General features: G+C 40.4%; 3 protein-coding genes. All 3 read left to right on the forward strand.

The genetic code is table 11. From position 1 onward, the window contains the following. Nucleotides 1-144: 144 nt before the first annotated feature. A complete protein-coding gene (locus AC37HE_RS14995) occupies nucleotides 145-876 on the forward strand; it encodes a hypothetical protein (protein WP_500783667.1) in 732 nt (243 codons plus the stop codon). Further along, nucleotides 869-1,366 (forward strand): siphovirus Gp157 family protein, encoded by a 498-nt coding sequence (locus AC37HE_RS15000; protein WP_500783668.1) that lies wholly within the window; start codon nucleotides 869-871, stop codon nucleotides 1,364-1,366. The genes AC37HE_RS14995 and AC37HE_RS15000 overlap by 8 nt, the downstream gene beginning before the upstream one ends. A gap of 9 nt (nucleotides 1,367-1,375) precedes the next feature. After that, nucleotides 1,376-1,618 (forward strand): hypothetical protein (locus AC37HE_RS15005; RefSeq protein WP_500783669.1); only part of this gene is annotated, 243 nt, incomplete at its 3' end.

Here is a 1,618-nt window from a genome sequence, read left to right on the forward strand (position 1 = left end):
AAGAATCAATTTCTGCTTTAGAGAAAGAGATAGATCAAGGCGGTTATAAATATCAATTCAAAGAAGTCGCAGCCGCAAAGCGTGCAAGCATGGACTTGAGCCGCGCTCTTTCAGAGTTCCGCAAGTAACGATAAGGTGATTGACATGGACAATCTTAAATTGTGGAAGTCAGTGGAAACTACTCCACCAGAACACGTTAAACCTGCGACAGTGTCAGGACAGACCCGTACAACTGTTAAAGCTATTTTCCAGAAAGAAAAGGCAACTGAAGTTTTTGGCATCCAAGGGATTAAATGGGGCGTAGTTGTTGGCTCAGAAACGTATGACCGTATTAACCTATCTAACGGTGAAGTGATGCTTCAATATACCGCTGTCATGTTCTTTAACTATGAAGGCGACCGGGGAGAAATCCCAATCGCTGCGGCCATAATGGAATCAGCCGTTGTTAAGCGTGGTAAACCTGACCAGTACATGAGAGTTGATAACGAGGCTATCAAAAAAGTTCGTACAGATGCAATGACAAAAGGTTTGTCAGAACTTGGATTTAATGCCGATATTTTCAAGGGCTATTACGATAATCCAAATTACTCTGAATATGCATCAAACGTTGTTGGCGAAGTTATCCAGGAACAGCTTGAAAAAGAAACCATCGATGAGGCCGAAGAATATGCCAAGTGGAAAGTTAAGGCTATTGATGTTTATGCGTCATTAAACACCGTAAAAGCCATTCAGACGACGTTTACCGGTCATGTCCGTAAAGCTACAAAAGTTGGCGATACTAAGGGAATAAAAGCATTTGACGCCGCTCGTAGTGCTCGAATCGAAGAACTAAAAAAAATGAATGAAGCCGATAAAGAGGAATCAACTAATGAGTAGTATTTTTGAATTAACAGCTCAGCAAAAGGAACTTGAAAAGCTCGTCGAATCTGGTGAGCTTACACAGGAAGATGCAGCTGATACTTTCGAAGGAATGGCCGGTGAACTTAACGATAAGATCAATGATTATTGCAAAGTTCGCAATAAAATGATCCGTGAGTCGGAAATGATTCAGGCTGAGATTGACCGGTTATCCGATCTTAAAACTCGCAAAGATAACCAGGTTAATAACATCACCAATAATCTGCGTGTTGGATTGGAAAACATAGGCCAGAAAAAATTTGATACTGGGATGTTCAATGGTTATTTTCGTAAAGGACGCACAAGCCTAAGCGTGATAGACAAATCGAAAATTCCAGATGAATATGTTGTGGTTTCTGTTTCTGAAACAGTAGATAAAACGTTGCTAAAAAAAGATATTGAAAGCGGCGCAGTAAAATGTGACGGTGTAGAGCTCGTAACCGGCGATTATTCACTAATTATTAAGTAGGTAATGCAGATGTGTGACTTTAAATCTAAAACCTCTCCTGATGCTTCTCATGGAGCCGTAGCAGAAGAAGAACCGATGTTCACTTATGACGTTAACGCAGAAATAGACGGTGAGCAGTATATTGCACATGATGTGCATCCTGCGGTTAATTTTTCTGAACCGACTGTATATCCATCATGGAATAAAGAATTGAAATGCTCAATCGATTCGCATGAAGACTTTATACCGCTTCAATTTTTCTTTCCTGAGGAA

Source organism: Mangrovibacterium sp. (assembly GCF_059905295.1).

Excerpts from the sequence above, each read along its gene's own strand:
- AC37HE_RS14995 (WP_500783667.1), top strand. The coding sequence starts at position 145 with ATGGACAATCTTAAATTGTGGAAGTCAGTGGAAACTACTCCACCAGAA.
- AC37HE_RS15000 (WP_500783668.1), top strand. The coding sequence starts at position 869 with ATGAGTAGTATTTTTGAATTAACAGCTCAGCAAAAGGAACTTGAAAAG.